We start from the raw sequence: 21,637 nt of genomic DNA, 5'->3' as shown, positions 1-21,637 counted from the left end.
GGGCGTTCGGCGCGTCCGACCGACGGCCGCGAGCCTCGCATCGACGCAGGCTGTGAACCAGGATTCGGCGGCGTGCGCGGCCTGCCGTCCGCGCGCAAGATCGGCGCAAGGGGAACGGTGATCCCGGGTACCCTACGAGCATGAAGCCGCTCTCCACGATCACGGTGTCCTCGGAACTCCCCGGTGCCCTCGAGCCCCTGCGCGAGCTCGCCCTGAACCTGCGCTGGACCTGGCGGCGCCAGACCGCCGACCTCTTCCGCGCCCTCGATGCCGACGCCTTCACCGCGAGTGGCGAGAACCCGATCGCGATGCTCTCGCGCGTGTCGGCGGGACGGCTCGCCGAGGCCGCCCGTGACGAGTCCTTCCTGGGCCGCATGCGCTCCGAGGTCGGCGACCTGCGCACCTACCTGGAGTCCGGCCGCTGGTTCCAGCGCATGGTCCCCGGCGCCTCGGCCTCCGGCGCTACGGCCACCGGTGCCACTGGGACCCCGTCGGTCGCCTACTTCTCCATGGAGTTCGGGATCAGCCCGACGCTGCCGATCTACTCCGGCGGCCTGGGCATCCTGGCCGGTGACCACCTGAAGTCCGCGTCGGACCTCGGCGTGCCGCTGGTCGCCATCGGTCTGCTCTACCAGTGGGGCTACTTCTCGCAGTCGCTGGACCGCTCGGGCTGGCAGCAGGAGAACTACAAGCACAACGACCCCGAGAAGCTCCCCGTCGAGCCCGTGCACGGGGCCGACGGCGAGCAGCTGACCGTCGCGGTCGTCCTCCCCGACGGCCGCGAGGTCACGATTGCGCTGTGGAAGGCCCAGGTGGGCCGGATCCCCCTGCTCCTGCTGGACACCAACCTCGAGGTCAACGACGAGGAGGCCCGGCAGATCACCGATCGCCTCTACGGCGGCGACCACGAGCACCGCATCGTCCAGGAGATCGTGCTGGGCATCGGCGGCGTGCGCGCCGTGGAGGCGTTCGCCGCCGCGACCGACGTCCCCGCCCCGACCGTCTTCCACCTCAACGAGGGCCACGCCGGCTTCTCCGGTCTCGAGCGCGTGGGCCGGTTGATGCAGAGCGGCGCGGGCTTCTCCGAGGCCGTCGCCGAGGTGCGAGCCGGGACCGTGTTCACCACCCACACGCCGGTGCCCGCGGGCATCGACCGCTTCGAGGCGGATCGCCTGCGCCAGTACCTCGGCGCCGACGACTCCGGCATCTCCCGGCTGATCCCGGCGCTGCCGGTCGAGGCCGCCCTCGCCCTGGGCATCGAGGAGGGCGGGGACATCTTCAACATGGCCCAGCTCGGCTTCCGCATCGCCCAGCGCTCCAACGGCGTCGCGAAGCTCCACGGCGCCGTCTCCCGCGCCATGTTCCAGGATCTGTACCCCGGCTTCGACGTGCCGGAGGTCCCGATCGGGTCGGTCACCAACGGCGTGCACCGCCGCACCTGGACCTCGTCGGTCATGGACGACCTGTTCAAGAAGGCCCTCGGCGATGTCGACGTCTCCTCGCTCAGCGACTGGAGCGCGCTGTCGACCCTTAGCGACCACGAGCTCACCGAGGCCCGGGACACGCTGCGCGAGTCCCTGGTGACCATGGCGCGTTCCCATGTCCGGGAGTCCTGGCTGCGCCGCGGCGCGGACGCGGCCGAGCTCGCCTGGACCGATCACATCCTGGATCCCAAGGCGCTGACCATCGGCTTCGCCCGTCGCGTGTCCACCTACAAGCGGCTCACCCTGATGCTCAGCGACCCCGAGCGGTTCAAGCGCATCCTGCTGGACCCGGAGCGTCCGGTCCAGATCGTCATCGCCGGCAAGTCCCATCCGGCGGACCGCCCCGGCAAGGAGTTCCTCCAGCAGCTGGTGCAGTTCGCCGACGACCACGGGGTGCGCCACCGGATCGCGTTCCTGCCCGACTACGACATCGCGATGGCCTCCGTGCTGATCGCCGGATCCGACGTCTGGCTGAACAACCCGATCCGTCCCGAGGAGGCCTCCGGCACCTCCGGGATGAAGGCCGTGCTCAACGGCGGCCTCACGTTCTCCGTCTCCGACGGCTGGTGGGACGAGATGAAGGACGACGAGGCCGGCTGGACGATCCCCACCGCGGGCGTCGAGGACCAGTCCGAGCGCGACCGGCTCGAGGCCGAGGCGCTCTACGAGATCCTCGAGGGCCGCATCGTGCCGCAGTTCTACGAGCGCGACGCCCGGGGCCTGCAGCACACCTGGATGACCACGGTCCGGTCCTCGCTGGTGGCGATCGCTCCGCAGATCACCGCGGCCCGCATGGTGCGCGACTACGTCACGGAGCTGTACCTCCCCGCCGCCCGCGCCGCCTCCGCGTTCCGCTCGGATCTCTCGCTCGCCTCGACGTTCACGGCGTGGAAGGCCGATGTGCAGGCGGCCTGGTCCGGCGTGCGCGTCTCCGCGGTGTCGCTCGAGGGCGCCGTCGATCGTGCGGCCTCCAGCAGCTCCGAGAGCTCCAGCCGCGCCGAGATCACCAGCGGCGCCGAGATCACCAGCGGCGCCGAGATCTCCCTCGTGGCCCAGGTAGATCTCGCCGGTCTTCGCGCTGAGGACGTCCTGGTCGAGGCGGTCCTGGGCGCGGTCGACGCCGAGGGTGAGATCATCGACGCCCAGTTGATCCCGCTGCAGAGTGAGGAGAACGGCCGGTGGACCGCTCGTCTTGCGCTCTCCGTCCCCGGCGAGGTGGGATACACCGTGCGGGTCACCCCGCAGCATCCGGTGCTCGCGCACCGTGCAGAGCTCGGCCTGGTCGCGACCGCCTGAGCAGCCCGCAGCATCCGAACGGAAGGTCCCGACCCCGTGCCGACTCGTCGTCAGCTCCTGCTCTCCTCCGCGGCGATGGGGGTGGCCGGGATCGGGGCCCTCACCGGGTGCTCCGAGGAGGCTCCCCCGGACGTCGATGATGCCGACACCCTGCGGATGCGGGTGTGGGACGACGCCGCGGCCTCCGCCTACGAGACGTCCATGGCCGCCTTCTCGAAGGAGTCCGGCATCGACGTGCACGTCGAGGTGATGGGCTGGGACGACTACTGGAAGCAGCTCCCGCTGGATGTCGCGGGGGAGTCCCTGCCGGATGTGCTGTGGATGAACACGGCGAATCTCGCGGAGGCTCATGCCAGCGGTCAGCTGATCGAGGTCGGGGAGGTCGTGGCCGATGCGGCCGCGCAGTGGGAGGAGTCCGCCACCGACCTCTATCGGATCGACGACGCCCTGTGGGGCGTGCCGCAGGTCTGGGACCGGAGCATCCTGGTCGCCCACCAGGAGCTGGTCGAGGCCGCGGGAGGGGACGCCGCGGAGCTGCGTTTCGAGCCCGGCGCCGAGACGGACAGCCTCCGTGACCTCGCCCGAGAGATCACGGTGGACGGTGAGGGCCTGCATCCCGGCGACAAGGGGTTCGACCCCGCGGCTCGCGCGGCGTTCGGGTTCAGCGCGCATCCGGACCGATCGGCGGTGCTGGGACCCTTCATCGCCGGCCACGGCGGCGCCTGGCAGGACGAGAAGGGCGCCTTCACCTTCGCCTCGCAGGAGGGGATCGAGGCCGTGCAGTACCTCGCGGACCTCACGGCGGGCCATCTCGCGCCCGACGGCGCCGAAGCGGTCACCGACGAGACCCTGTGCCAGAGCCTGTTCGTCGAGGGCAAGCTCGGCCTCCTGCAGACGGGAACCTACGACCTCCATGTCCTCGCCGAGGGGATCAAGGAGGCGTTCCCCTGGTCCGTCCACCCACCGGTCGCCGGGGCCGAGGGGCCGCGCCCACTGGTGCACGCGGTCGCGGCGGTCGGGATCACGCCCGACGACGATGAGGAGCGCGAGGAGGCGATCGGGGAGCTGCTGAGCTGGCTGGGGAGCGTGGAGGGACAGCGGCCGCTCGCGGAGAACCGCCTCGGCATCCCCGCCCACCGCGATCTCCACAGCGTCTGGCAGGAGGAGTGGAAGGCCGACGGCGTGGACGTCTCCGTCCTGGCGGAGGCGCCCGGTGACGTGGCCCTCCCGGAGACCGGGAACCGTTCGGCGGAGGGCACAGGGGCAGCGCTCCCGATCATCGCCGAGGTCTTCACCGGCACAGCGACCGCCGCCGATGCGCTGCCGAAGGCTCAGGACGCGGCGGAGGACGCCACCGGCTGATCCGCTCAGTCCGTGGCAGGACCCTCGCGGGTGGCACGGACCTCGATGAAGAGCTCATCGGGGTCGAGCCGTCCCGCGGTCTCCACGATCACGACGACCATGTCCGAGCTCGCCCAGGTCTGATGCACCTCTCCCGGCTCCCAGAAGGCCGCCTGCCCCGCGGAGATCGGTCGGCGCGAGCCGCCGTCGGCCGAGACCTCCCCGTGCCCGCTGAGGACCGCGAAGACCTGCCGCATCCCGGCCGGGTGCTCGCCGAGCGTCCCACCGGCGGCGAGGTGCGCGATCTGGACATGTGCGCGCTCCGCGTCCGTGATCCGCGGCAGGAAGTCCATCGCGACGCCGCTGCTGGCGAAGGCGGTGATCTGCTGCCTCGGAAGGGTCACGATCCTCATGCGGTCATCGTACGGCGGGGGCCGAGGACCGTCGGGCGCCACCGTGGCCGCGCTGACGGACCCTTCGCCGGCCGGACCACGGGCCTGCCTATACTGGCCCGCGGACACGGGGTGCGCCGTCCGGCGCTGAGATCACACCCGTGGAACCTGATCTAGTTCGTACTAGCGAAGGGATGTCCTCAGTGGCTCCGTCGTACCCTGCCCGAATTCCCCGCGTGCTGTCGATCGCCGGCACCGACCCCTCCGGAGGAGCCGGCACCGCTGCGGACCTCAAATCCATCACGGCGGCCGGCGGCTACGGCATGAGCGTGGTGACCGCGCTGGTCGCGCAGAACACCCGCGGAGTGCGCGATATCCACGTGCCGCCGGTCGCCTTCCTCGACCAGCAGCTGCGCGCCGTGAGCGATGACGTGCAGATCGATGCGGTCAAGACCGGGATGCTCGGCACCGCCGCGATCATCGCGACCGTCGCCGCCTGGCTCGACGAGCATCCGCCGCACATCCTGGTGGTGGATCCGGTGATGGTCGCGACCAGCGGGGACAGCCTCCTGGAGCCGGACGCGGAGCAGGCGATGATCGACTTCTGCGCCCGCGCCACCGTGGTCACCCCGAACATCGAGGAGCTCGCCCGGCTGGCGGGGACGGAGCGCGCGGCCGACGAGCAGGAGGCGCTCGCGCAGGCCCGGCAGTGGGCCGCACGGACCGGGGTCGCCGTGGTGGTGAAGACAGGTCATCTCGAGGCTCCGCAGGTCACGAACACGTGGGTGGAGCCCGATGGTCTCGAGCACCGGGTCGACTCGGCGCGCCTGACCTCGACCAGCACCCATGGCACCGGATGCTCCCTCGCCTCAGCGCTCGCGACACGGCTGGGCGGCGGCGGGACCCCGCAGGCGGCTCTCACCTGGGCCACGCAGTGGCTCCACGAGGCGATCGCCCACGGGGAGGCGCTGCGTGTCGGAACAGGCCACGGTCCCGTGGACCACTCCCACCGCGCCCGCAGCCTCGAGGCGGCAGGGGAGTCGACCCCCTGGCTCGAGCCCGGCCGGATCCCGGTGACGCTCGAGACCCCGGAGGACGTGCCGGCCCTCGCGGCGGTCGGTCCTCACGCGGGCACCCCGGATCCCACCGACGCCGGCGCAGTCGGACCTGCCCTAGAGCCCGCCGTCGCACCGGCCGGACCCTGGACGCGCGCCTTCTGGTCGGCGGGGGAGTCCCTCGCGCGAGCCGTCGCGGACTCGGACTTCGTGCGCGCCCTGGTCGACGGCAGCCTCCCCGACCGGGAGTTCTCCTTCTACCTGGCTCAGGACGCGCTGTATCTGCGCCGGTACTCCCGGGCGCTCGCGGCGCTGTCCGCTGCGTCGAGCGAGCCCGAGGCTCAGGTGTTCTGGGCGCATGGCGCGGCGAACTGCCTCACCGTCGAGTCCGCTCTGCACCGCAGCTGGAACGGCGACCGGGAGGAACCCGAGATATCGCCTGTGACCAGTGCGTACACCGACTTCCTGCTGGCCGCGACCCAGGGCGAGGACCGCGTCGTCGCCGCAGCCGCCGTGCTGCCCTGCTACTGGCTCTACGCCCAGACCGGGGCCACGCTGCCGGCTGTCCCGGAGGGCCACCCGTATGCGGACTGGCTCGACACCTACCGCGATCCCGACTTCGTCACCGCGACGCAGGGCGCCCTCGACCTGATCGAACGGGAGCTCTCCGCCGCCGCGCCGGCGGCACGCTCCGCAGCCCTTCGCGCCTATCTCGTCGCCTGCCGACACGAGCTCGAGTTCTTCGACCAGGCACTGCGCCTGGCGGCGCCGGCTCCCCAGAGGCACCGCGCCCTCGCTCTGGACGGTGCGCTGTGAGCGCCCCCGCCACGCCCCGACCCGACGTCGAGCGACTCCCTCCCCAGGGACGGGCAGCGCTGCGGGCCGGAGTGGTCGGCAACTGGATCGACAACATCCACGTGTTCCTCCCGCTCACCGCGCTCGCCCCCGCGATGATCGTGCTCGCCGGTCCCGCGGCGGCGGCCTCGACGGGGTCCCTGATCGTCGTCGCGATGCTGCTGGGCCGTCCGATCGGCGGAGTCGTCTTCGGACGCATCTCCGATCGGCTCGGGCGCACCCGCACCACGCGGGTCGCGATCGCCGGCACCGCCGCCTGCGCGCTGGTGATTGCCGCCATGCCCACCCACGAGGTGCTCGGCGTCGGCACGATCGCCCTGATCCTGGCGCTGAGATTCCTCGGCGGGATCTTCGTGGCCGGCGAGTACTCCGCGGCGATCCCGCTGGCCATGGAGTGGTCGAGGCCGCGCCGCCGCGGGCTCCTGAGCGGGCTGATCCTCTCGATGGCCCCGTGGGCGCAGGCGAGCATCGCCTTCGCCGTCGCGATGCTGCTGGTGATCCTCGGCCCGGACGCCTACGCCGCCTGGGGCTGGCGGCTGCTGTTCGTGCTCGGGGCGGTCGCCTCGCTCGGCATGCTGATCTACTACAGCCGGCAGGTGGCCGACGCCCCGGTCTTCCACCGGCAGGCCCGCAGGGAGCAGGACAGGGCGGAGCGCGACCGGGCGGAGCTGGACCGGACAGCCGCCGCGCGACCACGAGCCGGGCTGCGCGACATGTTCGTCGGCCGCTGGGCACGGACCTTCTGGCAGGTCTTCGTGCTGATGACGGGGCTGTGGCTGCTCACGAACACCACCGTGCTGCTGCTGACCGGCCGCCTCGCGACGGACACCGGGCTGCCCGCCACCGGGGTCTCCCTGGCCATCGGGATCGCGTCGATCGCGCAGGCGATCGTGATGGCGATCGCCGGGCACCTGTCGACCAGCATCGGCCGACGCCGGGTGTTCCTGGTCTGGGGCGCCTGCGCCGCCACGCTCGGCCCCCTGCTGTGGTGGCTCGCGGTCACCTCGCAGAGCGTGGGGCGGGCGGCGGTCTTCGCCGCCCTGCTGCAGGTCATCACCGTCGCCGCCTACGGGCCCGTGGCGGCCTACCTCTCCGAGCGGTTCCCGACGGAGGTCCGCTCCACCGGCTACGGCATGGGCTACAGCCTCTCCCTCGTGATCCCGGCGCTGTATCCGTTCTACCTGCCGGGGATCGAAGCCCTCCTCGGCCGCGACGGGTCCGTGATGGCGCTGATCTCCCTCGGCGGCGCGCTGCTCATCCTCGGCGCCGCACTCGGGCCACGGCTCGGGCCGGGAGAGGTCGACGCCGAGCTCGACCGCGTCGTCGGTGCACCGACCACCACCGTCGACCCCACCTACCCGTCCGCCGGCGAGAAGGAGACCTCCCGATGAGTCCCCTGCAGCACGATCCAGCCCGCGTCGGTGCCCCTGATAGCGCCCCTGACGCGGACCTCGAGCCGATCGCGCACGTCCTCGACGCGGTCCGACGGCGCGAACCGCTCGTGCACTGCCTGACCGCGACCGTCTCCATGGGCCTCGTCGCGGACGGCCTGCTCGCCGCGGGCGCCCGCCCGATGATGACCGAGACCCTCCAGGAGGCACCGACGCTCACCACCCTCGCCGACGCGCTCGTGGTGAACCTCGGGACCCTCAGCACCGACGCGATGGACGGCATCCCGGCAACGGTCGAGGCTGCGGTGCGGGATGGCCGCCCCTGGGTGCTGGACCCGACGGCGATCGGGATCGCCCCGGTGCGCACCCCGCTGGCGCGCACCCTGCTCGCCTCGTCCCCAGCGGTGGTGCGGGGAAACGCTTCCGAGGTGCTCGCCCTGGCCGGCGAGGGGAACGGCGGTCGCGGTGCAGATTCCGGTGCGGATCCCGGGAGCGCCGAGGACGCCGCCGCCCGGATCGCGGCGCGCACCGGCGGCGCCGTCGCGGTCTCGGGGGCCGCTGACCTGATCGTGTCGACCCGAGGTCGCTTCCGTCTGGAGCGCGGGACGCCCTTGCTGACCAGGGTGACCGGCACCGGATGCCTGCTCGCCGCGCTGACCGCCGCGTGCCGGGCGGTCGAGACCGACGATCTGACGGCGGCGCTCGCCGCGAGCACCTGGATGGCGCTGGCGGGGGAGACGGCGCAGGAGCGGTCCTCCCGGCCCGGCTCCTTCCGCCTCCACCTGCTCGACGCCCTCGACGAGGTGGGGCGATGACCCGGGAGCGGCCCCTCACGATGACTGCCACGCAGAGAGTCCCGACGGCAGCTCCGAAGGTTCTGGACCTGCGCTGCTACCTGGTGACCTCCGGTACGGGCCGACGCACGGTCGAGGCGGCCGCGGCCGCGGCGGCCGGCGGTGCCGGGATGATCCAGGTCCGCGCCAAGGACGCCTCGACCGCTGAGCTGCTCGAGCTCACCTGCACTCTCGCGGCGGCCGTCCACGAGGCGCGGCCCGCGACCCGGGTGGTCGTGGACGACCGCGCCGACGTGGCCTTCGCGGCGCGGCGTCGGGGCGCCGAGGTGCACGGCGTCCACCTGGGGCAGGACGACCTGCCCGTGGCCGAGGCCCGAGCCCTCCTGGGACCGGAGGCGATCATCGGCCTGACCACGGGCACGCTGGCGACCGTGCGCGGGGCCGAGGAGATCCACCACCTGCTCGACTACGTCGGCGCCGGCCCGTTCCGCCCCACCCCGACGAAGGACTCCGGTCGCGAGCCGCTCGGCGTGGACGGCTGCGCGGCCCTCGTCGCGGCGACGCGGCTCCCGGTCGTCGCGATCGGCGGCATCACCCCCGCGGACGTCCCGGCGCTGGCCGGGATCGGGATCGCCGGGGTGGCGCTCGTGCGCGCGATCATGGACGCCGAGGACCCAGCTGGCATTGCCCGGGACGTGGTCGCGGCCCAGTCCTGACGGCTCAGGAGCCGTCCTTCACCCGGATCATGCCCTCCTGGGTCACGGTCGCGACGAGGTCGCCGGAGCGGTCGAACAGCTGGCCGTGGGTCAGGCCGCGCCCGCCGGAGGCTGAGGGGGAGCGCTGCACGTACAGCAGCCACTCGTTGGTATCCACGTGCCGGTGCCACCAGATCGCGTGGTCGATCGTGGCCATGCGCAGACCGGGCGTCATCCAGCTCAAACCCTGCCGGCGCAGGATCGGCTCGAAGGGCGTGTAGTCGCTCGCGAAGGCGAGGATCGCGTCGTGGAGCAGCGGCTCCGCCCGGACCGGGGCGATCATGCGCATCCACACCATCTGCGTCTCGGTGGCCTCCGGGGACTCCGAGGTGGGATCCGGGCGCAGGTAGATCGGGTCGGTGACGTGGCGGATGTCGATCGGTCGCTGGGTGGCCCAGTAGCGGGCCACCGGGTGGTCGATCCCCTCGAGCACCTGGGCGGTGGTCGGAAGCCCCTCGGGATCCGGGGCCTCGGGGGCGCGCTCCTGATGCTCGAGACCCTCCTGCTGCTCCTGGAACGAGGCGGTCATCGCGAGGATGGTGCGCTCGCCCTCGGTGGTCCCGTCGGCCCGGGTGCGGCCCGGCTGGGTGGCCAGCACGCGGCGCACCGAGAAGGAGTTCCCGTCGCGCAGCGCATCGACCTGGAAACGGATCGGGTGCGCCGGATCGCCCGGGGCCAGGAAGTACGAGTACATGGAATGGATGCGGCGCCCCTCGGGCACGGTCCGGCCCACAGCGGTCACGGCTTGGCCCATCACCTGCCCGCCGAACACATGGCCCCCGGGCTGCGGGGAGGAGTCCGCCTGGAAGGCGGCCACGGTCGCGGGCGTGGCGAAGTCCGGGGCGATCTCGATCGCGCGCGGGTCCAGCAGCTCGATCAGGCCCGCTGCGACAGCCGCCGGGTCATGGAGGGGTGCGCTCATAGGACTGATCGTACTGGTCCATCTCGACGGGGGACGGCACGGACCGACACAGGCAATACGATGCTGACCATGGCCGACACCACATCAACGAACCGCAGTGACCATCGTGGGCATCCAGAACCGGCTCCCCGGGTCGAGCAGGCAGAGCAGGTCGAGCAGATCCGGGGCGCGGCGCACGTCGACATCGCGGTCCCCGTCCGCTGGACCGACCTGGACGCCTACGGGCACGTGAACAACGCCGCGATGGTGCGGCTGCTGGAGGAGGCCCGCATCGGGGCCTTCTGGCCGGCGCCCGAGGAGCAGATCGCGCTCGGTGCTCCGGCGCCGGCCGCCGCGCTGCCCGGAGGCGGGGTCGGTTCGACGATCAGCACCGTGATCGCCTCGCAGCGCATCGAGTACGTGCGATCCATGGGTCACCGCCGCGACGGGGCCGTGGTGCGCCTGTGGATCTCCCGCCTGGGCGGGGCGAGCCTGAGCGTGGACTACCTCGTGCTCACGCGCGATGATCCCGACGGCGCGGCGCCCTACGCCCGTGCCCGCACCGTGGTGGTGATGATCGATGCCGAGGCCGGCACCCCGATGCGGCTGGACGCCGCGACACGCGCGCAGCTCGAGCGGTTCCAGGGCGAGGGGCTCACCTTCCGCGACTGACGGGCTCGCCCCGGGCGCCGGACGCCCTCAGGTCAGATGGTCCGGGATGGTCCGCCCGGCAGCCGGGGCCTCGCCGCCGTCGACCGTGTTCACCATCGACTGCGCGGCCCGGTCCATGTAGTCCCACAGGGTGTCGGCGTGCAGCGGCGGCAGGTCGAGGGAGTCGATCGCCGTGCGCATGTGCCGCAGCCAGGCGTCGCGGGCCGACGGCGAGACCGGGAACGGGGCATGGCGCATCCGCAGCCGCGGGTGGCCGCGCTGCTCGCCATAGGTCTTGGGCCCGCCCCAGTACTGCTCGAGGAAGGTGCGGAAGCGGTCCTTCGCCCCGGTGAGGTCCTCCTCGGGATACATCGGGCGCAGCACCGGATCCTCGGCGACGCCCTCGTAGAAGCGGTCGATGAGCGCCTCGAACGTGGGGTGGCCGCCGACGGCCTCGTAGAAGCTGATCTGAGCAGGCGGGGTGGTCATGGGAGCTCCTGGAGGTCGGGATTGATCACGGCTGAGCAGATCACGGCTGGGCGATGTCGGTGAAGCGGGGCTGGGCGAAGGAGACGTCGGCCGCGGCGAAGGCGGCCCGGATGCGGCCACGCAGCTCGCGCTCCACACCCCACTGCTCCCCGGGCGAGGTCTGGATGATCACGCGGCGCTGGTAGCGGTTGCCGTCCACGTCGAGCATGCCGCTGATGTTCGCCCCGGACTGGACCAGCTGTGCCCAGTCCGTGTCCTGTGCCAGCTCGTCGGTGACGGAGGTGAGCACCTGGGTGACGATGTCGTCGTCGGCGTCCGCATCGATATCCAGCACCACCACGGCGTTGGAGTAGCCGCGGGAGTAGTTGCCGACCCGGATGATCTCGCCGTTGCGCACGGTCCACAGCACGCCGTCGATCCCGCGCACCTGGGTCACGCGCAGGTTGATCCCCACCACGGTGCCCTCGGCGTACTCGAGGTCCACGTAGTCGCCCACGGCGACGATGTCCTCGAACAGCATGACGATGCCGGCGACGACGTCCTTGATGATCGTCTGCGCGCCGATGCCGGCGGCCAGGCCGATCACGCCGAGCGAGGCGATGACCGGGGCGATGTTCACCCCGATCTTGTCCAGGATCATGACCAGGGCCACGGCCCAGATCATGAGGTGCGCGACATTGCGGGCCACGCTGGAGAGCGTCTCGGCCCGCTGCTCCCGTCGTGCCTGCGCCGCCTTCTGGGCGCGCGCGTCGCGCTTGACGACCGAGCCGGCCACGCTCGAGAGCTTCGTGCCGGAATCGGCCATCGTGCGGAAGAAGCGTCGCAGCAGCCAGCTGGCCACCATGGTGGCGAAGGTCGCGGCGACGAGGATCACCACGATCAGCAGACCGCTGCTGGTCAGCCACCTCACGAGCTGATCCATCACGGACAGCGCCTCGTCGGTGCCGGGGCTGGAGAGCAGGGTTCCGAGGTCGAAGGGTTCGTCAGGCATGGTCCTGACCATAACGCCCACCGGTGCGCAGAGCCTGGAGAGCGGGGGCGAGCAGGAGACCCACGAGATAGAGACCACCGAGCACGATGGTCACCACGCCGACGGGCAGGGCGGTGGGCAGCACGTGCTGGGTCACGAGGTCGGCGCCGCTGAGCAGCACCGCCCCCATCGCGGCGCTCGCCGCGAGCGGGATGCCGGTGCCGCGTACCAGGCGCTTGGCGAGCTGCGGGGCGGACAGCGCCACGAAGGCGATCGGCCCGGACAGCGCCGTGACCGCGGCCACCAGCACGACCGCCAGCAGCAGGATCCGGCGCCGGGTGCGCTCGACGGCGACACCGTGCACGGCGGCGACGTCGTCGCCCAGCTCGAGCTGGCGCAGGAGGGGCACGCACAGGATCAGCAGGGGAACCACGACGACCAGCAGGATCAGCACGGGGACCAGCCCTGCCCAGTCGAGGAGGGACAGCGTGCCCGCGCCCCACATGCTCGCGGCCATGGCGACCTCGTCCTGGGCCTGCAGCAGGATCCACACGTTGACCGCGTTGAGCATGGCGGACATCGCGATGCCGACCACGATCAGCCGGAATCCCTGCACGCCGTCGCGCCGCGCCAGCAGGTACACGATCAGGGCGGAGCCGATCCCGCCCACGAGGGCGCCGACGGTCGTGGCGGCGCCTCCGAGCAGGCCGGCCGCCGCAGGGGGTGCGACGAGGGTCAGCAGCAGCACGCCGGTGTAGGCGCCGGTGGAGAAGCCCAGCACGTCGGGGGAGCCCAGCGGGTTGCGGGTGAGGGTCTGGAAGATCGCCCCGGACAGGGCCAGCGCGGCCCCGAACACGACCGCAGCCAGGGCGCGTGGCAGTCGCCACTCCAGCACGATGGTGCTCGCGAAGCCGCCGCGGCCGGTGAGGGCCTCGAGCAGCTCGGGCAGGGTCAGCGGGAAGTCGCCGCGGGACAGGGCGATCAAGGTCAGCACGAGGGTGATCAGCCCCAGCACGGTGCAGACGACGACGGAGCGGGTGCGTCGCGCGGTGACCGCGGTCCTCGCGGCGCTCACAGCCCGCTCGCCCGTCGTCGTCGGACAAGCACGATCAGCACCGGGGCGCCGAGCAGGGCGCTGACGATGCCCACGGGCACCTCGCCGGGCCACATCACCACGCGGGCGATGACGTCGGCGAGCACCATGATCACCGCGGACAGCAGCGCGGCCAGGGGCAGCAGCCGGGTCTGGTCCGGGCCCACGATCCAGCGCGCCACGTGCGGGGCCATTAGGCCGAGGAACACGATCGGTCCGGCCAGGGCGGTCGCCGACCCGGCCAGGAGGGTGATCGCCAGGACCAGCAGGAAGCGGGTCCTGCGCACGTTCGCCCCGAGCGAGGCGGCCATGTCCTCCCCGAGGAGGAGTGCGTTCATCGGCCCGGCGAGCGCGAGGGCGAGCACGAGACCGGCCAGCACCACCGGCAGCGCAGGCAGCGCCGTCTCCCAACCGCGCTGCGAGAGGTCCCCGCTCTCCCAGCTCAGCAGGATCGAGTACTCCCGCGGGTTCGACAGCCGGAACGCGGAGGTGATCCCGGCGAGCACGGCCCCGATCGCGACGCCGGCGAGGGTGAGCCGCTCGGGCGTGATCACCCCGGCACCCAGGGTGCCGATCAGGAACACGGCGAGGGTCGCCACGAAGGCACCTGCGAGGGAGGCGGCGACGAAGGCGACGGGGGAGGAGACCCCCAGGAGCACGATCACGAGCACGATCGCGAAGGCCGCGCCGGCGTTCACCCCGAGGATCCCCGGCTCGGCCAGCGGGTTGCGGGTCAGCACCTGCATCAGGGCGCCGGCGACCCCGAGGGCGGCGCCCGCGCTCAGGGCGATCACGGTGCGGGGCAGGCGGAGGTCGACCACGGCCGAATAGTCCTGGGCGATGACGCCGAGCGCCCGGGCGCGCTCGGGCGAGGACTGGCCGGACCCCAGATGTGTGAGCGAATCGATGAGGATCCGGCTCACCGTCGTCGGGGGCACAAGGCGGGAGCCGACGTAGAGGCTCGCAGCGCAGAGCAGAACCAGCGCGACCAGCGCGAGGCCTGTCGCGACCAGGCGCCGCGGGCGCGGTCCGGCTCTCCTGATGCGGGGCCGGCGCGGGGCCGTGAGGGGTGAGCGTCCGGTCACAATCTGCTTCCCGAGGGGGTGAGGGGCCTGTTGGCCTCCTAGAGGGTAAGGGTAACCTCGCCTACGGTTCACACGGGACCATCACTCATCCCACGGAGCACCCACCATGATCACTCGTCGTTCGCTCGCCGTCGTCCTCGCCGCCGGCTCCGGCCTCGTGCTCGCCGCGTGCAGCGACTCGCAGGCGGAGAACTCCGCCGACGGGCCGACCCGCGCGGGATCCGAGGGCGGGGCGTTCCCGGCGACGCTCGACACGGCCTTCGGCGAGATCACCCTCGAGGCCACTCCCCAGCGCATCGTCGCACTGGGCTGGGGCGATGCGGAGACCGCGCTGTCCCTGGGTGTCCAGCCCGTCGGAGCCTCCGACTGGCTGGCGTTCGGCGGCGAGGGCGTCGGGCCCTGGGCCGAGGGCCTGTACGACACGGCGCCGACGATCATCGAGACGCTCGAGCCCTCCTACGAGGCGATCGCCGCGCTCGAGCCCGATCTCATCCTCGATGTGAAGAGTTCCGGGGACCAGGACCGCTACGACCGTCTCTCCCAGATCGCCACCACGGTGGGGGTCCCCTCCGGCGGGGAGAACTACCTCACCACCCCCGAGCAGCAGCTGACGATGATCGCGACGGCGCTCGGGGTCCCGGAAGCGGCTGACGCCCTCCAGCGGGAGATCGACAGCCTCTTCGCGGAGGCCGCCTCGCACCACGAGCAGTGGGACGGCCTGAGCGTCGCCGCCGCCACGCGGACCTCCGAGGGCTGGGGCGCGTACGTCGACGGCACCGAGCGGGTGGAGTTCCTCAAGCGTCTCGGATTCGTCCAGTCCCCGGCGATCGCCGAGCTCCCGGCCACCGAGACCGGTTTCAGCGTGGACGTCTCGGCCGAGCAGCTCGACCTGTTCGACGCCGACCTCATCGTTGCGTTCCCGATCTACATCGAGACCACCGAGATCACCGAGGATCCGCAGTGGCAGGCCATCCCGGCGGTCGCCGACGGCCGCGCCATCGTCCTCGAGGGTGACCTGTCCTCCGCCTACTCGCTGGGTTCGGTGCTCTCCACCAAGTACGCCGTCGAGAAGATGGTCCCGCTGATCGAGAAGACGCTCGACGCCTGAACACCGGGCTCTCGCAGCCGATGGGCGCCGCGCACCGCTGAGGTGCACGGCGCCCATCGGCGTCGAGGCGGGGTCAGGTGAGGCGTCTCAGCGGACCCGCGAGGAGATCAGCCGACGTCCGCGGTGCGGACCTTCTCCTGACGAGCCACGGTGTCGCGACCCTCGATGATGATGCGTCGCAGGCCGAAGGGGGCTTCCTCCGCGTCGGCCAGCCATGCGTCGGCGTCGTCGAGCACGCCCTGGCCCCCGTACGAGGAGGGGAAATAGCCCGAGACGAGACGGTTGGCGATCTCGTTGGACCGCTCCGCCCAGACCGCACTGATCGCCGCGAAGTACCGCTGGCGGTACGGGGCGATTAGGGTCTCGTCGACCACACGGCGGAAGCCCAGGATCACGGCGGTGATCGACTCGTTGGCCAGGGTGTCCTTCTCCATGGTGCGCCGCCAGGCCTTCGCCTTGGAGACCTCCGTGGGCAGGGCGGCCTTCGCGGTCAGGGCGCTCTTGCGGCCGGACTGGGTGTCGTCGGAGGCGAGCTGCTCGTCGATGCCGGCGACGTCGATCCCGCCGAGCACGGCGAGGGAGATCACGAGCTTCCAGCGCAGATCGGTGTCGATGGTCCGGCCGGGGAGCGTGACCGATCCGCCCAGGAGTCCCTCGAGGGTCCCGCGGTGCTCGTCGGAGCGGGCGAGCCGGGCGAAGGACTCCACGAACTGGAGCTGGGCGTCGGACCCTGCGTCGGCGCCCTGGGCGAGCTCCCACACCGCGCTCGCGGCGTCGAGCGTGCGCCCGATGCGCTGATCCGGGGCGGCGTACGGCCCGGCGACGGTCTCGAGCTGCTGCAGCAGGGTGCGCACCACGGAGGAGGAGTCCTCGCCGGTGATGTTGGCGAGCACGAGCTGCTGGTAGCGGCGGCTGGGCAGCTCGCCGTCGCGCACCATGTCCCAGGCGGAGGACCACAGCAGGGTGCGGGCCAGCGCATCGTCCAGATCGCGCAGGTGATCCATCGCGACGGCGAGGGAGTCGTCGTCCAGGCGCACCTTGGCGTAGGCGAGGTCGCCGTCGTTGACGAGCCACAGGTCGGCGCGCTTCCCGACGAGGTCGGGCACCTCGGTGAGGTCGCCGTCGACGTCGATCTCCACGGACGACGTGCGGGCGAGCGTGCCGCCCTCCAGCGAGAAGCCGCCCACCTGCAGACGGTGGGGGCGCAGCGTCCGGTGCTCCTGGGGAGCGGTCTGCTGGATCGCGAAGCTGGTCACCGTGCCGTCCTCGGCGCGCTCGATCAGCGGGCGCAGCGTGTTGACGCCGGCGGTCTGCAACCACAGCTGCGACCAGGTGCTGAGGTCGCGGCCGCTGGTGGCCTCGAGCTCGACCAGAAGGTCCGTGAGCTCCGTGTTGCTCCAGGCGTGCTTGGCGAAGTAGGCGCGCACCCCGGCGAAGAACTCGTCGCGGCCCACATAGGCGACCAGCTGGCGCAGCACCGAGGCGCCCTTGGCGTAGGTGATGCCGTCGAAATTGGTCTCGACCGCCTCGAAGTCGACCATGTCGGCCACGATCGGGTGGGTCGAGGGCAGCTGGTCCTGCTGGTAGGCCCAGCCCTTCTCGGAGAGGGCGAAGGTGGTCCAGGAGTCCGTCCAGCGGGTGACCTCGGCGCTCGCGAGCGTGGAGGCGTACTCGGCGAAGGACTCGTTCAGCCACAGGTCGTCCCACCAGCGCATGGTCACGAGGTCCCCGAACCACATATGGGCGAGCTCGTGGAGGATCGTGAGGTCGCGGCGCTCGCGCACCGCGTCGGAGACCTCGGAGCGGAACACGTAGGACTCCACGTACGTGATCGCGCCGGGGTTCTCCATCGCGCCCATGTTGTATTCGGGGACGAAGACCTGGTCGTACTTGCGGAACGGGAAGTCCTGGTCGAAGGCCTCCTCGTAGAAGTCGATACCGGCCTTGGTCACGTCGATGACGTTTTGCGCGTCGACGTGCTCGGCGAGGGAGGCGCGGGCGAACACGCCCATCGGCACGGTGCGACCGTCGCGGGTGGTGATCTCGCCGGTGCCGCCCTGGTAGTTGCCGGCGATCAGTGCGACGAGGTAGGTGGAGATCCGCTCGGTGGGATCGAAGGACCAGGTGGCGGTCTCAGCAGCCGTGCCGTTCTCGGCGGCGGACGGAGCAGGGGTCGGGGCGTTGGAGATGACCCGCCAGTGGGCGGGGGCGGTGACCGTGAGCTGGAAGGTGGCCTTCAGGTCGGGCTGCTCGAAGCAGGCGAACATCCGGCGGGCGTCGGAGACCTCGAACTGGGAGTAGAGGTACACCTCGTCGTCGACCGGGTCCACGAAGCGGTGCAGACCCTCGCCGGTGTTCATGTAGTTCCCCTCGGCGAGGATCCGCAGGACGTTCTCGCCCTCGGCGAGGGCGGGCAGTCGCACGCGGGCGCCGTCGAAGCGGGAGGCGGGATCGGCCAGCAGCTCGCCGTTCAGCTCGATCTCCTGCACCGCCTTCGCGATGAGGTCCACGAACGTCTCCTGCGCCGCGGTGGAGGAGAAGCGGAGGGTGGTCTCGGTCAGGAACGTCTCCGGGCCCGTGGTGAGGTCCAGTCGGATGTCGTAGGAGTCGGTGCTGAGGAACGAGGCGCGGCTGCGGGCCTCGTCGCGAGTGAGGTTCTCGGATGACATGCCATCCATCCTGCCACCGCTGGTGGGGTGATTCTGTGCGATCTGATCTCGAGCACGTCTCGACTCTCGAGCGCAGGCCTGTCGTAGTGGTTGGGAGTGACATAAGGTGAGCTATTGGATACCTGTCGATCCCGACCTCGAGGAGACCCCCATGTCCATCACCGATGAGCTGCTCTCCAGCGCGCAGGACTACGCCGCCTCCTTCTCCCACGGTGATCTGCCCATGCCCCCTGGACGTCAGATCGCAGTTCTCGCCTGCATGGACGCCCGCGTGAACGTCTACGGCCTGCTCGGTCTGTCCGAGGGTGAGGCGCACGTGATCCGCAATGCCGGCGGCGTCGTCTCCGAGGATGCGATCCGCTCCCTCGCGATCAGCCAGAGGCTGCTCGGGACCCGGGAGATCGTGCTGATCCATCACAGCGACTGCGGCATGCTCACGTTCACCGACGACGACTTCAAGGCGCAGATCGAGGCGGATACCGGGATCCGCCCCTCCTGGGCCGCCGAAGCCTTCGCCGATCCGGCGGCGGACGTCCGTCAGTCCCTCCGACGGATCGCCGCGACGACCTCCATCCCACACCGGGATCAGGTGCGCGGCTTCGTCTACTCCGTCACCGACGGGACCCTCACCGAAATCGCCGACGAGGCGTGACGGCGGGACCAGACGCCCACGTATCTCGCGGCTGAGTGCCGTTGCGGAAACCGCACGACACGCTGGCCTGTCGCCGGTAGGGTCCGACCATGCTCACCGAGGAGGACGACGCCCCCGCCCAGCGTGCCCTCGGTCTCGGCAGCATCGTCGCCGGGGCGAGGTGGAGTCTCGGGCAGGCAGTGCGCACGAGTCCCCGCTGGGTCGTGCTCACTGTGATCACCTCGCTCGTCCTGGCTCTGATCCCGGCGGCGCAGGTACGGGCGGTGGCCTGGATGGTGGAGGTCGCCGACGACGGGGTGCGGTCGGCGATGCTGCCGCTGCTCGTCCTCACGCTGCTGGTCGGGGCTGGGCAGGTCATCGGCAGCGCGGAGAACCTCGTGGGCCAGCGAGCCGGCCTGCGCCTGATGTCGGGGCTGAACGAGCGCCTGGCCGGTATCGCGGCGATGCTCGAGCCGAAGCAGCTCGCCTCGCCTGGCACCCACGCCCTCCTGGAGGGGACTCGGGAGAGCACCTTCGCCCTGTCCCGTGCCCCCGGTTCCGTGATCTCTGCGCTCTCCGCCCTGCTCGCAGCAGTCGCCCTAGGTGCTGCGATCTGGCCGTTCTCGCCTCTCGCCGCAGGACTCGTGGTGCTCGCGCTGGTCCCCAACCTGGTCAACTTCGCCTGGTCAGCAGGGATGCAGGACGCGCGTTTCGCCGAGGGGGCGAAGCACGGTGCCCGCTTCCGGTACCTGCTCGACCAGCTCGTCGACGGCCGGACCGGCGCGGAGCTGGCCACGCTGGGGACCGCGGCCAAGGTGGCTCGGGACGCCGGCTCCGCGCACGGGCGCTTCGCGCGGGTCAACGACGGAATCTATGCGGCGCTGCTGCGCGGCGACCTCCTCGGCGGGGCGGTCACCGCGGCCCTGCTCGGAGCGGCGCTGCTCGCGGTGCTCGTCGACGGTGCAGGGGCCGCGGGTCTCAGCGCCGGCGTGCTCGGGGTGATCGCGGGGCTGCAGGCCACGCGCAGTGCCGGCTACTCGATGGGCGACGTGATCTCCGTGGCGCCGATGGTCATCCGCTTCCGCGAGCTCGAGGAGCTCGGAGCGCTCGGGGGTGCCATGGAACCGCACGACGTGGTCAGCGACGTCCGTTCGATCGAGGCCCGGGGGATCACCGTGACCTATCCCGGCGCTGAAGGTCCTGCCGTGCAGGGAGCGAGCGTCCGCGCCGAGGCCGGGGAGATCATCGCGCTGGTCGGCGTGAACGGCGCCGGCAAGACGACCCTGGTCTCCGCCCTGCTGGGCGGCATAGCGCCGGATTCCGGCACGATCGAGATCGACGGAGTCGATGCGAGCACGATGGGCACCGCCGAGCGCTTCGCCAGCTTCGGTCTGGTCACCCAGGAGTTCGGCCGCTATGAGATGACGGTGCGCGACGCGGTCGCCCTGGGCACCCCGCGCGAGGACCTGGCCGACGAGGAGATCTGGCAGGCCCTGGACGCCGCCCGCGCAGGGGATCTCGTGCGTCGCCTCCCGGAGGGCCTGGACATGATGCTCGGCCCACAGTTCGGCGGCGTCGGGCTCTCCGGCGGGCAATGGCAGCGGATCGCCCTGGCGCGCATCCACCTGCGCGGCGCGGGCATCCGTGTGCTCGACGAGCCCACCTCGGCGATCGACGCCGAGGCGGAACAGGAGGTCTTCGCGCAGCTGCGGGAGACGGCGGCCGGGCACATCACGATCGTCGTCTCGCACCGGGCGTGGACGCTGCGCGGCATGGACCGCATCCACGTGCTGGAGGAGGGCCGGATCGTGGAGACCGGCACCTACGAGGAGCTCCTGGCACCCGGGACCCGGTTCGCGGAGATCTTCGCGCAGCAGCTGACCTGATCAGCCCGGCCCGATCAGCGTCGCGTGAGGTCGAGATCCCAGGTGTAGTGCTCGGGCAGGGACGGCACCGGCCACTTCGGATCCGGGAAGAAGTATTCGTATCCGGCGGAGAAGGGGTAGGACCAGGCGGCGATGTGCTGCTCGGCCTCGCGACCGGCAGCTCGGATGGACTCGATCTCCTCGGGGGAGAAGTACTCGGTGCGCTCGGCACCCTCCAGCTCGTCCTCGTCCTTGTAGTGCCAGTCGCGGCGCGGCAGCACGACCAGGTCGAGCACGAGGTCCCGGGTGCGCACCCCTTCGTCGGTGCGCTCGTACGGGGTCTCGAGATTGATGTAGTAGCAACCCAGCGAGCCGTCGTCCTTGTAGAACAGCCACACGGAGTACGGCTTGTCCGGCAGGGCGATCATGAGGATGCCGTTCCCGGTCCACAGCTGCTTGGACTGCAGCCGGGGCGCGGTGAACATGCCCTCGTCACCGGCGCGGCGCAGCGCCGCACCGGACTCGAGGACGGGCAGCAGCACCTCGGTGCCGGGCGCGATCCAGACCGCCATGCCGCGATCGTCGTCCAGCACGACAGTGCCAGGACGGACGGTGCGGGTGGAGTGCTGGGAGGTGTAGTAGGTCCAGGTCACCTGGTCGCCAGGCGACCAGCGTGGGGAGGAAGACATGGTGGTGATCCCGGCCGGATCGGCCTCCACGGACGCCCCGTACCGACCGGCCATCGGGCCGGGGCTGCTCTGCCCGTGAAGGGGTAGGCGTATGGGGCGACCATACCGCCTGCCCCTGGACCG

18 protein-coding genes and 1 riboswitch are annotated in these 21,637 nt (G+C 71.5%); of the genes, 10 read left to right on the top strand and 8 right to left on the bottom strand.

Features of this window, described 5'->3' with window-relative positions; translation table 11 throughout:
• Positions 1-140 precede the first annotated feature (140 nt).
• Together glgP and INT49_RS02830 are read left to right on the top strand one after the other, a co-directional pair.
• A complete protein-coding gene (gene glgP, locus INT49_RS02835) occupies positions 141-2,780 on the top strand; it encodes an alpha-glucan family phosphorylase (protein ID WP_193116206.1) in 2,640 nt (879 codons plus the stop codon).
• A 36-nt stretch (positions 2,781-2,816) separates the two neighbouring features.
• On the top strand, positions 2,817-4,142 hold the full coding sequence (locus INT49_RS02830) for an ABC transporter substrate-binding protein (protein WP_319021486.1): 1,326 nt from the start codon (positions 2,817-2,819) through the stop codon (positions 4,140-4,142).
• A 5-nt stretch (positions 4,143-4,147) separates the two neighbouring features.
• Here INT49_RS02830 and INT49_RS02825 read toward each other — a convergent pair whose 3' ends face one another.
• The gene (locus INT49_RS02825; protein ID WP_193116205.1) at positions 4,148-4,534 is read right to left on the bottom strand and encodes a cupin domain-containing protein; all 387 of its coding nucleotides are present in this window, start codon (positions 4,532-4,534) and stop codon (positions 4,148-4,150) included.
• 97 nt (positions 4,535-4,631) lie between these two features.
• Positions 4,632-4,725, top strand: a riboswitch (TPP riboswitch).
• Here INT49_RS02825 and INT49_RS02820 point away from each other — a divergent pair.
• From INT49_RS02820 to INT49_RS02805, 4 genes are all read left to right on the top strand, one after another.
• On the top strand, positions 4,708-6,384 hold the full coding sequence (locus tag INT49_RS02820; protein WP_193116204.1) for a bifunctional hydroxymethylpyrimidine kinase/phosphomethylpyrimidine kinase: 1,677 nt from the start codon (positions 4,708-4,710) through the stop codon (positions 6,382-6,384). It overlaps the preceding riboswitch by 18 nt.
• Positions 6,381-7,814, top strand: a complete 1,434-nt coding sequence (locus tag INT49_RS02815) for an MFS transporter (protein WP_319021485.1) — start codon at positions 6,381-6,383, stop codon at positions 7,812-7,814. The genes INT49_RS02820 and INT49_RS02815 overlap by 4 nt, the downstream gene beginning before the upstream one ends.
• A complete protein-coding gene (gene thiM, locus INT49_RS02810; protein ID WP_193116203.1) occupies positions 7,811-8,629 on the top strand; it encodes a hydroxyethylthiazole kinase in 819 nt (272 codons plus the stop codon). Before INT49_RS02815 ends, thiM begins: the two co-directional genes overlap by 4 nt.
• A 20-nt stretch (positions 8,630-8,649) precedes the next feature.
• Positions 8,650-9,324: a thiamine phosphate synthase gene (locus tag INT49_RS02805; RefSeq protein WP_193116202.1), complete on the top strand. Its 675-nt coding sequence runs from the start codon at positions 8,650-8,652 to the stop codon at positions 9,322-9,324.
• Between the two features lie 4 nt (positions 9,325-9,328).
• Here the strand turns inward: INT49_RS02805 and INT49_RS02800 are convergent, their stop codons facing one another.
• Positions 9,329-10,285: an acyl-CoA thioesterase gene (locus INT49_RS02800; RefSeq protein WP_193116201.1), complete on the bottom strand. Its 957-nt coding sequence runs from the start codon at positions 10,283-10,285 to the stop codon at positions 9,329-9,331.
• A 69-nt stretch (positions 10,286-10,354) separates the two neighbouring features.
• On the opposite strand from INT49_RS02800, the gene INT49_RS02795 reads away from it, so the two are divergent.
• On the top strand, positions 10,355-10,936 hold the full coding sequence (locus tag INT49_RS02795) for a thioesterase family protein (RefSeq protein WP_193116200.1): 582 nt from the start codon (positions 10,355-10,357) through the stop codon (positions 10,934-10,936).
• Positions 10,937-10,963: 27 nt separating this feature from the next.
• Here the strand turns inward: INT49_RS02795 and INT49_RS02790 are convergent, their stop codons facing one another.
• From INT49_RS02790 to INT49_RS02775, 4 genes are read right to left on the bottom strand one after another with little or no spacing between them, the layout of a single operon-like run.
• Positions 10,964-11,404, bottom strand: coding sequence for a globin (locus tag INT49_RS02790; protein WP_193116199.1), 441 nt, complete (start codon positions 11,402-11,404; stop codon positions 10,964-10,966).
• A gap of 40 nt (positions 11,405-11,444) precedes the next feature.
• Complete coding sequence (locus INT49_RS02785; RefSeq protein WP_193116198.1) at positions 11,445-12,395, bottom strand: mechanosensitive ion channel family protein; 951 nt, start codon at positions 12,393-12,395, stop codon at positions 11,445-11,447.
• A complete protein-coding gene (locus INT49_RS02780; protein WP_193116197.1) occupies positions 12,388-13,449 on the bottom strand; it encodes a FecCD family ABC transporter permease in 1,062 nt (353 codons plus the stop codon). Before INT49_RS02780 ends, INT49_RS02785 begins: the two co-directional genes overlap by 8 nt.
• Positions 13,446-14,552 carry a FecCD family ABC transporter permease gene (locus tag INT49_RS02775; protein ID WP_193116196.1) on the bottom strand — a complete coding sequence of 369 codons (1,107 nt, stop codon included), beginning with the start codon at positions 14,550-14,552 and terminating at the stop codon, positions 13,446-13,448. Before INT49_RS02775 ends, INT49_RS02780 begins: the two co-directional genes overlap by 4 nt.
• 106 nt (positions 14,553-14,658) lie before the next feature.
• On the opposite strand from INT49_RS02775, the gene INT49_RS02770 reads away from it, so the two are divergent.
• A complete protein-coding gene (locus INT49_RS02770; RefSeq protein ID WP_193116195.1) occupies positions 14,659-15,660 on the top strand; it encodes an ABC transporter substrate-binding protein in 1,002 nt (333 codons plus the stop codon).
• Positions 15,661-15,767: 107 nt separating this feature from the next.
• On the opposite strand, the gene pepN is transcribed toward INT49_RS02770, so the two are convergent.
• A complete protein-coding gene (pepN, locus tag INT49_RS02765; protein WP_193116194.1) occupies positions 15,768-18,329 on the bottom strand; it encodes an aminopeptidase N in 2,562 nt (853 codons plus the stop codon).
• A 151-nt stretch (positions 18,330-18,480) separates the two neighbouring features.
• Between pepN and INT49_RS02760 the strand changes: the two genes are divergently transcribed.
• Together INT49_RS02760 and INT49_RS02755 are read left to right on the top strand one after the other, a co-directional pair.
• Positions 18,481-18,981 (top strand): beta-class carbonic anhydrase, encoded by a 501-nt coding sequence (locus tag INT49_RS02760; RefSeq protein WP_193116193.1) that lies wholly within the window; start codon positions 18,481-18,483, stop codon positions 18,979-18,981.
• A gap of 89 nt (positions 18,982-19,070) precedes the next feature.
• The gene (locus INT49_RS02755; protein ID WP_193116192.1) at positions 19,071-20,846 is read left to right on the top strand and encodes an ATP-binding cassette domain-containing protein; all 1,776 of its coding nucleotides are present in this window, start codon (positions 19,071-19,073) and stop codon (positions 20,844-20,846) included.
• Positions 20,847-20,860: 14 nt separating this feature from the next.
• Here INT49_RS02755 and INT49_RS02750 read toward each other — a convergent pair whose 3' ends face one another.
• Positions 20,861-21,514, bottom strand: coding sequence for a DUF402 domain-containing protein (locus INT49_RS02750; RefSeq protein ID WP_226849656.1), 654 nt, complete (start codon positions 21,512-21,514; stop codon positions 20,861-20,863).
• Positions 21,515-21,637 lie beyond the last annotated feature (123 nt).

The sequence above is a fragment of the Brachybacterium tyrofermentans genome (genome assembly GCF_014897585.1).
In the GTDB taxonomy this organism is placed as follows: domain Bacteria; phylum Actinomycetota; class Actinomycetes; order Actinomycetales; family Dermabacteraceae; genus Brachybacterium; species Brachybacterium tyrofermentans.
This window is presented reverse-complemented; position numbering and strand designations above follow the sequence as displayed.

Bases quoted from the DNA above. Each gene is read 5' to 3' on its own strand.
- glgP (WP_193116206.1), top strand. From the start codon at position 141: ATGAAGCCGCTCTCCACGATCACGGTGTCCTCGGAACTCCCCGGTGCC.
- INT49_RS02825 (WP_193116205.1), bottom strand. From the start codon at position 4,534: ATGAGGATCGTGACCCTTCCGAGGCAGCAGATCACCGCCTTCGCCAGC.
- INT49_RS02820 (WP_193116204.1), top strand. From the start codon at position 4,708: ATGTCCTCAGTGGCTCCGTCGTACCCTGCCCGAATTCCCCGCGTGCTG.
- thiM (WP_193116203.1), top strand. From the start codon at position 7,811: ATGAGTCCCCTGCAGCACGATCCAGCCCGCGTCGGTGCCCCTGATAGC.
- INT49_RS02805 (WP_193116202.1), top strand. From the start codon at position 8,650: ATGACTGCCACGCAGAGAGTCCCGACGGCAGCTCCGAAGGTTCTGGAC.
- INT49_RS02800 (WP_193116201.1), bottom strand. From the start codon at position 10,285: ATGAGCGCACCCCTCCATGACCCGGCGGCTGTCGCAGCGGGCCTGATC.
- INT49_RS02795 (WP_193116200.1), top strand. From the start codon at position 10,355: ATGGCCGACACCACATCAACGAACCGCAGTGACCATCGTGGGCATCCA.
- INT49_RS02790 (WP_193116199.1), bottom strand. From the start codon at position 11,404: ATGACCACCCCGCCTGCTCAGATCAGCTTCTACGAGGCCGTCGGCGGC.
- INT49_RS02785 (WP_193116198.1), bottom strand. From the start codon at position 12,395: ATGCCTGACGAACCCTTCGACCTCGGAACCCTGCTCTCCAGCCCCGGC.
- INT49_RS02770 (WP_193116195.1), top strand. From the start codon at position 14,659: ATGATCACTCGTCGTTCGCTCGCCGTCGTCCTCGCCGCCGGCTCCGGC.
- pepN (WP_193116194.1), bottom strand. From the start codon at position 18,329: ATGTCATCCGAGAACCTCACTCGCGACGAGGCCCGCAGCCGCGCCTCG.
- INT49_RS02760 (WP_193116193.1), top strand. From the start codon at position 18,481: ATGTCCATCACCGATGAGCTGCTCTCCAGCGCGCAGGACTACGCCGCC.
- INT49_RS02755 (WP_193116192.1), top strand. From the start codon at position 19,071: ATGCTCACCGAGGAGGACGACGCCCCCGCCCAGCGTGCCCTCGGTCTC.
- INT49_RS02750 (WP_226849656.1), bottom strand. From the start codon at position 21,514: ATGTCTTCCTCCCCACGCTGGTCGCCTGGCGACCAGGTGACCTGGACC.